The 8,072-nt window shown below is 49.7% G+C and carries 8 protein-coding genes; 1 reads left to right on the top strand and 7 read right to left on the bottom strand.

Annotated elements, in window-relative coordinates; translation table 11 throughout:
• Positions 1 to 239 (top strand): hypothetical protein (locus NTW12_00145; protein ID MCX5844765.1); only part of this gene is annotated, 239 nt, incomplete at its 5' end.
• Between the two features lie 41 nt (positions 240 to 280).
• Here the strand turns inward: NTW12_00145 and lpdA are convergent.
• From lpdA to gcvT, 7 genes are all read right to left on the bottom strand, one after another.
• On the bottom strand, positions 281 to 1,636 hold the full coding sequence (gene lpdA, locus NTW12_00140) for a dihydrolipoyl dehydrogenase (GenBank protein ID MCX5844764.1): 1,356 nt from the start codon (positions 1,634 to 1,636) through the stop codon (positions 281 to 283).
• Positions 1,637 to 1,656: 20 nt separating this feature from the next.
• On the bottom strand, positions 1,657 to 2,508 hold the full coding sequence (lipA, locus tag NTW12_00135) for a lipoyl synthase (GenBank protein MCX5844763.1): 852 nt from the start codon (positions 2,506 to 2,508) through the stop codon (positions 1,657 to 1,659).
• Positions 2,486 to 2,896, bottom strand: coding sequence for a hypothetical protein (locus NTW12_00130; protein ID MCX5844762.1), 411 nt, complete (start codon positions 2,894 to 2,896; stop codon positions 2,486 to 2,488). Before NTW12_00130 ends, lipA begins: the two co-directional genes overlap by 23 nt.
• A gap of 28 nt (positions 2,897 to 2,924) precedes the next feature.
• The gene (gene gcvPB / locus NTW12_00125; GenBank protein ID MCX5844761.1) at positions 2,925 to 4,385 is read right to left on the bottom strand and encodes an aminomethyl-transferring glycine dehydrogenase subunit GcvPB; all 1,461 of its coding nucleotides are present in this window, start codon (positions 4,383 to 4,385) and stop codon (positions 2,925 to 2,927) included.
• Positions 4,386 to 4,411: 26 nt separating this feature from the next.
• Positions 4,412 to 5,737 carry an aminomethyl-transferring glycine dehydrogenase subunit GcvPA gene (gene gcvPA / locus NTW12_00120; protein ID MCX5844760.1) on the bottom strand — a complete coding sequence of 442 codons (1,326 nt, stop codon included), beginning with the start codon at positions 5,735 to 5,737 and terminating at the stop codon, positions 4,412 to 4,414.
• A 182-nt stretch (positions 5,738 to 5,919) separates the two neighbouring features.
• Positions 5,920 to 6,318: a glycine cleavage system protein GcvH gene (gcvH, locus tag NTW12_00115; GenBank protein MCX5844759.1), complete on the bottom strand. Its 399-nt coding sequence runs from the start codon at positions 6,316 to 6,318 to the stop codon at positions 5,920 to 5,922.
• 22 nt (positions 6,319 to 6,340) lie between these two features.
• A complete protein-coding gene (gene gcvT / locus NTW12_00110; GenBank protein ID MCX5844758.1) occupies positions 6,341 to 7,435 on the bottom strand; it encodes a glycine cleavage system aminomethyltransferase GcvT in 1,095 nt (364 codons plus the stop codon).
• Between the last annotated feature and the right edge of the window lie 637 nt (positions 7,436 to 8,072).

Raw genomic sequence — 8,072 nt, 5'->3', positions numbered from 1 at the left:
TCCATCCGTTCCACTATTTTGGCTGTCAAAGAGCGTTTTCTGAGCCCGTGGCGCTGTCTCAGCTACATTTTCGACTCGGCGACTGGAAATATGGCCTGCGCTTCCAGAACCGCCGTGTGACTTTTTACGATGTCGTCAAAGTTGACGCCTTCGTAAAAAGTCGTCATTCCCGCGTAGGCGGGAATCCAGGTAGTGTGTATATATATGAAAATACTGGATTCCCGTTTTCACGAGAATGACAAATTGAGGTAAAATTCGACTTTTTACGGGTTCGTCAAAGTTAAAGAAGACATAATATTTCACTGAGCGTCGGGTGGGGAATGATCCACTTTTTCAATTCCTTCTTCCCCATTCCATTCGCAACAGCCAGACTCATCGAAGCGATCAACTCACCGGCATCGTCACCCGCGATTGTCACACCGATTAACCTGTCTTCGCAAAAGGTCGCCTTCACAAACCCATTCCCTTTAAGATCCGTCCTTGCCATGATATTGGCTGCGTATTCCACCCTCTTTGTTTCCACCTTTAAACCCCGCTCTATTGCCTGTGTTTCGGTTAGTCCGACACGGGCTATGCCTGGATGAGTATAAATGACGGAGGGTACCGCTTCCTCCTTATAACGAATCGGGTGATCTCCCGTGAGATAACCGGCAACGGATTTACCCTGGTGAATCGCCCTGTGCGCAAGCATAATACCCCCGGTAACATCGCCGATGGCGTAAATGCCTTCTCTGTTGGTCATCTGATTCTCATTGACGATGATACCCTTCTGATTATACCCGATACCGCACTGATCCAATTCATCAGTACGCAAAAGCGGCTTTCTGCCGGTACACAGAAGGGTTAAATCAGCTGTTATTTCGAGATCCTGCATATTATGAGTCGCTTTCAAATGCACTCCGTCCGGGGTCTCCCGGAGTGACTCGACGTTTGCCGCTGTGTGAATGGTGATGCCCAGACGGGTCAGTTCCTGCCGTAAGAATTCGGCCGCATCTTTATCCTCAAGAGGAAGGATACGGTCCAGGAGTTCAACGAGGGCAACTTTGACACCCAATTCGGCAAGAAACGTCGCAAATTCCACACCGATAACACTTCCCCCGACAATGATAACCGACTCCGGCAGCGTCTCCAACGCAAGAAAACCATCGGATGTTAAAATGCGGCAGGAAGGTTTGATGTGCGGTGGAAGCAGCGGCTCCGATCCCCAGGCAATAATGATAGTATCTGCAATCAGGCGCTTCACTGCACCCTCCGGCAATAGTAATTCCACCTCTCGCGGGGCAATAAGTCTTCCCTCGCCGGATTTCATGTCAACTCCGGCATCCTTTAAAGATTTCTGTACACCCAGGGACGATGTAGTAACCATCTGCCGCTGATGACGCTTCATTGCGGCATAATCAAATGAAGCTTCCCCCGGAGAAATACCAAGGCGCTTCAGTTTCTTGAGGTTTGCGTATTGTTTGCTGCAAGCCAGCAGTGCTTTTGTAGGAATACAGCCCCGGTTGCTGCATGTTCCTCCCCACTGGCTCTTCTCAATAACGGCAACCCCGGCTCCCCCTTTGGCGGCATGTTCAGCCGCCGCATGACCGCCGGGGCCGGCGCCGATAACAATAAGATTATATTTATCAGACATCATAACACCTTATAGATTCGATTTTACAGGATTTCAGCCGCATGGTAGGAACTGCGGACCAGGGGGCCGGCTTCAACATGCTTCAGCCCCATTTCATACGCCATCCCCTTGATCACTTCAAATTCATCAGGGTGGTAATATTTCATGACGGGCCAGTGATCGCGCGTCGGTTGTTGATACTGGCCAACAGTTACCCTTTCACAGTAAACCGATGCCAGGTCATGAAGCAGCGCCAGAATATCTCCCCAGTCCTCTCCAAAACCTACCATGAACCCCGATTTGGTGATAATATTTTCTTCACCATATTGATGCGCCCGACGGAGCAATTCCAGAGACACATGATAATTCCCCTGGGGTCGAAGATCCCTGAAAAAAGCAGGAACGACTTCCACATTATGGTTAATCACATGGGGCCGGGCGTCGATTACACATCCCAGGGCGTCCCAGTTGCCCTGCAGGTCCGGGATAAGGACTTCTACCCTGCATCCCGGCACTTCCCGATATAACTTCTTTACACATCGGGCAAATATATCCGCTCCTCCATCGGGAAGATCATCCCGCGTAACTGAAGTAATGACAATATACTGAAGTCCCAGTTCTTTGACCGCCCTGGCGAGCCGTTCCGGTTCACTTTCATTCACATCTTCGGGAGTGCCGTGCTGAACATTGCAGTAGAGGCAGTTGCGGGTGCAGATATTCCCCAGAATCAAAAAAGTGGCCGTCCCGGAGTGAAAACATTCGGTCATGTTGGGACAATGTGCCTCTTGACAGATGGAGTGGAGGTGAAAATGAGACAGAATCCCCTTCACATGATTGAATTCACGCGAAGCCGGGAGTTTTACCTTCAACCATTCAGGTTTCCTTTTGATCTGCATTTCCGCCTTGAACCTGCTTCTTTGCCTTAACGATACCGAAAATACCGAACAGGACAAGGAGTCCTCCCATGATGAGCCTGGGGAAGACATCTTCAGTCTGTCCGGTAAAGTGATATTGCATTGCTGCCTGCACGAGATTTACAAGGCCGAAAAAAACAAAAATGCCGGGGAAGACATAGCCGATCAGCTTGCGGGCATCACCGGGAAGGCCGGGGAGTTTTTGCGCCTGCCTCGGAGGGGGTATCCGGGCAGTCCTTCTCGGCTCAAGCGACGCCGGCTTATCGCTCAATACATCCTTTTCCTTACCTGCAAGAGCCCAGATGATCCTGTCTCTTTCTTTAGGATCTTTGATTTCTTTCAGTTTTTTAATGACTTTATTCCTGTCCATTTCTTTCTTCCTTCCGGATTACCTTCATTTACACCGTGTCCCTTATCTTCGTTTTTCCCCAGCATACATCAGGTTCCCTGGCCGCCTTGACATCATCCAAACGCCTCACAGGTGTGGTAAGAGGAGCTGACTTGACCAGATCCGGATTTTCCTTTGCCTCCCTGGCGATGATGATCATGGTGTCGCAGAAGGCATCCAGGGTTTCCTTGCTTTCCGTCTCGTTCGGCTCGATCATAATGGCCTCGGGGACAATCATCGGAAAGTATATGGTTGGCGGATGATAGCCATAGTCCAGGAGACGCTTGGCAATATCCGTGGTATGGACACCGCTTTCCTTGACCTGCCGCCTTCCGGAAAAGACGCACTCATGCATACAGATCCGGTCATAGGCGAGATCATAATACGGCTTTAACCGTTCTTTCACGTAGTTGGCATTCAGGACGGCGATTTCACTTGCCCTCTTCAAACCATCCGGCCCGAGAGACCGGATATAGGTGTACGCCTTTACCATTACGTTAAAATTGCCGTAGAAGGACCTAACCCGTCCGATGCTATCCGGACAGTCGTAATCCCAGTCATAGGTGTTCCCCTTTTTAATAACACGGGGCACCGGGAGATACGGAAGCAGGTCTTTTCCGACTCCCACCGGCCCGCTTCCGGGGCCGCCGCAGCCGTGCGGGGTCGAGAACGTCTTGTGGAGATTGAGCTGGATCACATCAAAGCCTAAATCCCCCGGTTTCGTCATCCCCATAAATGCGTTGGCATTGGCTCCATCGCAGTAGAGAAACCCTCCTTTGGCATGAACAATCCCGGCAACCTGTTCGATATTCCGCTCAAAGAGCCCCAGGGTATTGGGATTCGTAAGCATAAGACCGGCAACATTCTCTGTCATCAGTTCACGCAGGTGATCGATATCCACGCCGCCCTCGGCATTGGAGCGCACCGTGACTACCTGGTATCCGCAGAGGGCGCCGGAGGCGGGATTGGTTCCGTGGGCCGCATCGGGGATTAGTATGTGCGTCCGCTTTTCACCTTTTTTTTCAAAGAATTTCTTGATGACCATAACACCGGTAAGTTCGCCGTGGGCTCCCGCGGCGGGCTGGAGGGAAAAGTCGGCCATACCGAAGATTTCACTGAGATATTGCCGCAGTTCATACATGAGCTGCAACGATCCCTGTGAAAATTCAATCGGTGCGTATGGGTGGAGCGCCGTAAAACCGGGAAGTTTTGCCGCCTCCTCGTTTACTTTGGGATTGTATTTCATGGTGCAGGACCCCAGGGGATAGAATCCCACATCGACACCGAAATTCCGTTTTGATAACTGCGTATAATGCCGGATCAGGTCCACCTCCGCCACCTCGGGAAGATCCACATCATCATTGAGCAGGCTCTTATTGATAATACTGTCAACAGCCACCTCCGGCACATCACATTTCGGAACACTCGATGCCATTCTCCCCACCCGGCTTTTTTCAAATATCAGTTCCATGAGTTCCCTCCAGTTCATCGATATTTTTAAGCAAAGAACGAAACAACCCTGTCGATATCGTCTTTCGTAAGCATTTCCGTGGCGCAGAAAAGAAGGGTGTTTTTCAGATCGGGATAATCTTTTTCGATCTCATAACCTCCAATGATGCCTTCGGCCTGCAGTTTCCGATTGACTGCCTTCGGATCGGGACAGCGAATAACGAATTCGTTATAAACAGGAGCAGGGAAGACGACCTCCCATCCGTTGAGTTCGGAGAGCCTCTGCTTCAGATACTGTGCCTTCCGGATGTTGAGTTCTGCCAGTTTCTTGAGGTTTTTACCCAGACTGACAAGGTAAACCGCGGCAGCCAGGGCGCAGAGGGCTTCATTGGAACAGATGTTTGATGTAGCCTTTTCCCGTCTGATGTGCTGCTCCCTTGTCTGGAGGGTGAGGACGAAGCCACGTTTGCCTTCTTTGTCCACCGTTGCTCCGGCGAGCCTGCCGGGTATCTTCCTCAGGAATTTATCGGTGCTCGCAAAAATCCCCAGATAGGGACCTCCGTAGTTCATCGGGTTTCCAAAGCTCTGCCCTTCTCCGACGACAAAATCGGCGCCCATAACACCTGCCGGTTTGAGAATACCCAAAGATGTCGCTTCCGTAAATCCTGAGACAAGAAGCGCTCCCTTCGCGTGCACTGCGGACTCAATCGAGGCAACATCCTCAATGATTCCAAAAAAATTAGGACTCTGTATCAGAACCGCCGCGGTTCGCTCATCCACCGCCTGCAACAAAGCATCCCGATCAAGCTGACCGGATTTACCGTACGGAGTTTCAACCACCTCGTATCCGTTTGCCCAGGCATACGTAGCGACCACCTGCCGGTACTCGGGATGGACGGATCGGACGATGACGATTTTCGTTCTGTTCAGTGTTTTGGCGGCCAGTACGGCGGCCTCGGCCATGGCTGATGCGCCGTCATACATGGATGCGTTGGCAACCTGCATGCCCGTGAGTTTTGCAATCATCGTCTGGTATTCATATATTGCCTGGAGGATTCCCTGGCTGATCTCCGCCTGATAGGGGGTATATGCCGTATAAAACTCGGATCGGGAAATGACATGCCCCACAACGGCAGGGATATAGTGATGGTAAACGCCCGCCCCCATCAGGGTGATCGGGGGAATTACGTTTCGGGAACCGATACCCTTCATCAGGGCGGATACTTCCTGCTCGGAAAGGCCGGGAGGCAGGTCAAGGAGCCTCTTGAATTTGTATTTTTCGGGAATATCGGTAAAAAGCTCGTCAACCGTCCTGACGCCGATAATCTCCATGATCTTCCTTTGATCTTCCGGAGTATGGGGAACGTAATCCATAATGCATACCTTTCTCTTCTATGAGGTAACAAGGTAATTTGTTATTGAGATATTGTCAGTCCGACGTAATCTCCTTATAAGTTTCCCCTCCCCTGGTGGGAGGGGATTAAGGGGAGGGGGCAATGAATCGGATTTTCACCCTCACCCTGACCCTCTCCCATCAAGGGAGAGGGAATGAGGGATCAGTGTTTCTCCTCTTTGATCATCTCCGAGTAGCCGGCGGCATCCATGAGGTTATTCAATTCAGCCGGATTATCCATCTTTAGTTTGGCGATCCAGCCTTCTCCAAAGGCGTCCTGATTGACAATTTCGGGATGTCCCTCCAGAGCCTGATTGATTTCAATGACCTCTCCGCTCACCGGTGCATACACATCAGAAACGGACTTAACCGATTCTACGACCGCTAATTGGTCCATCTGCTTGACTTTTTTCCCAATTGCCGGAAGCTCTACAAAGACGATGTCGGTAAGTAATTCCTGGGCATGATCGGTTATGCCCATCGTAATCGTTCCATCTCCGTTATCTTTTGCCCATTCATGTTCTTTCGTGTACTTTCTGTCTGTTGGATTTGGTTTTGACATTCTTCCCTCCCTTTAATACATTCTATTTCTTCCTTTTATAAAACGGCAACCCAACGATGCGTGCTTTTGCAAGGTGATCCCGGATCTGGATTAAAATCTCCGTACCCGGCTTATTGTACGATATGGGCACAAAGGCAAGACCCACCGCCTTCTGCAAGGTAGGAGTAAACGTCCCCGATGTCACTGCCCCAATCTCACCTCCATCGTTGAATACCTTATACCCATGTCTGGCAATTCCTCTTTCCATCATCTCGAAGCCGACCAGTTTTCTGGTCAAGCCATTTTCTTTCAATTTTCTGAGAGCAGCACTCCCGACAAAGTCCTTCTCCAGGTTTGTTACCCATCCATAGACGACCTCTAAAGGGGTTACCGTCTCATCCATATCATTTCCGTATAACATCATGCCGGCCTCTAGACGAAGCGTATCCCTGGCGCCCAGTCCGGCTGGTTTCAATCCGAAGTCTTTACCGATTTCCAGGAGTTTATCCCAGATTTCTCCAATATTCCGGCTGTCCGCGTAGATCTCAAACCCATCCTCCCCTGTATAACCGCTGCGTGACACCAGGGCAGGAATATTCATGACCTTCGTGTTTATGGCATGATAGTATTGCAAAGGGACCAGGTCGGCCGCTGTAATATTCTGAAGAATCGCCTGCGACAGGGGACCCTGTATATCGATTTTACCTGTTTGATCGCTGATATCGGTAACCTGAACATCGGAAAAACCTTTACTTTTTCTTTGTGTCTCAATCCATGAGAAATCCTTGTCCTTCGTACCGGCATTCGTCACAACAAGATAATTCTCCAGGCCGAGTCGATAAACAGTCACATCATCGATGATACCGCCATGTTCATTCGTCATGACGCCGAGTTTGATCTGCCCGATGTCCTGTCCCTCTAAATTCCTGCTCAATACCCATTGCAGCAGATCGAAAGCCTGAGGCCCTTTGACTTCAAACTCTCCCATATGGCAGATGTCAAATAATCCCGCTTTCGTTCTGGTTGCCTGGTGCTCTTCAATGACATTTCTGTATTGAACCGGCATTGCCCAACCGCCGAAATCAATAATTTTCCCGCCCAGTGCGAGGTGACGATCATAGAGTGGAGTTTTTTTCATTGACGGTTCTCCTCTGAGATATGAACAGAATTACATTTTGCAAGCCCTGTCCATCAAGCCGGCTTAACGAAAGAACCTGTTTCCGATTTAGAACCAGTACGTATAAACGAGGAACCTGATTATGAGAAAAATGTTACGAAGAAAAAATGTTTGTTTTTTGAAAGCCTTAGACCCTGCAACGAAACTCCTGCTGTTTTTGCAGATTGCTCATTTTAATTCATGAGGACTCTCTGCTAACAAGGGCAAAAGATCACTTTACCCCTGTGCTGCACGGTTCGTTTAGCGGTAGGAAAAGTAACATAGCCTCTATGATATTTCAAGACATAAAAATTCTCGCCTGCTTTTATGATCGGCTTACTCTTTTCGTCTCTCTTGCTCTATCGTGAAGAAGGACCGAGGATGTGAAAATATTAAATATTTCGGGAAATCCCGTCACCGGTATCTGTCTTTATTTTGGTTTATCCGGTTGATGTATACTTCCGTCGTCAGTAAAACGTGACGACATCGTAAAAAGTCACACGGCGGTTCTGGAAGCGCAGGCCATATTTCCAGTCGCCGAGTCGAAAATGTAGCTGAGACAGCGCCACGGGCTCAGAAAACGCTCTTTGACAGCCAAAATAGTGGAACGGATGGAGGA

The sequence above is a fragment of the Deltaproteobacteria bacterium genome, from assembly GCA_026388545.1.
Taxonomy (GTDB): domain Bacteria; phylum Desulfobacterota; class Syntrophia; order Syntrophales; family UBA2185; genus JAPLJS01.
This window is presented reverse-complemented; position numbering and strand designations above follow the sequence as displayed.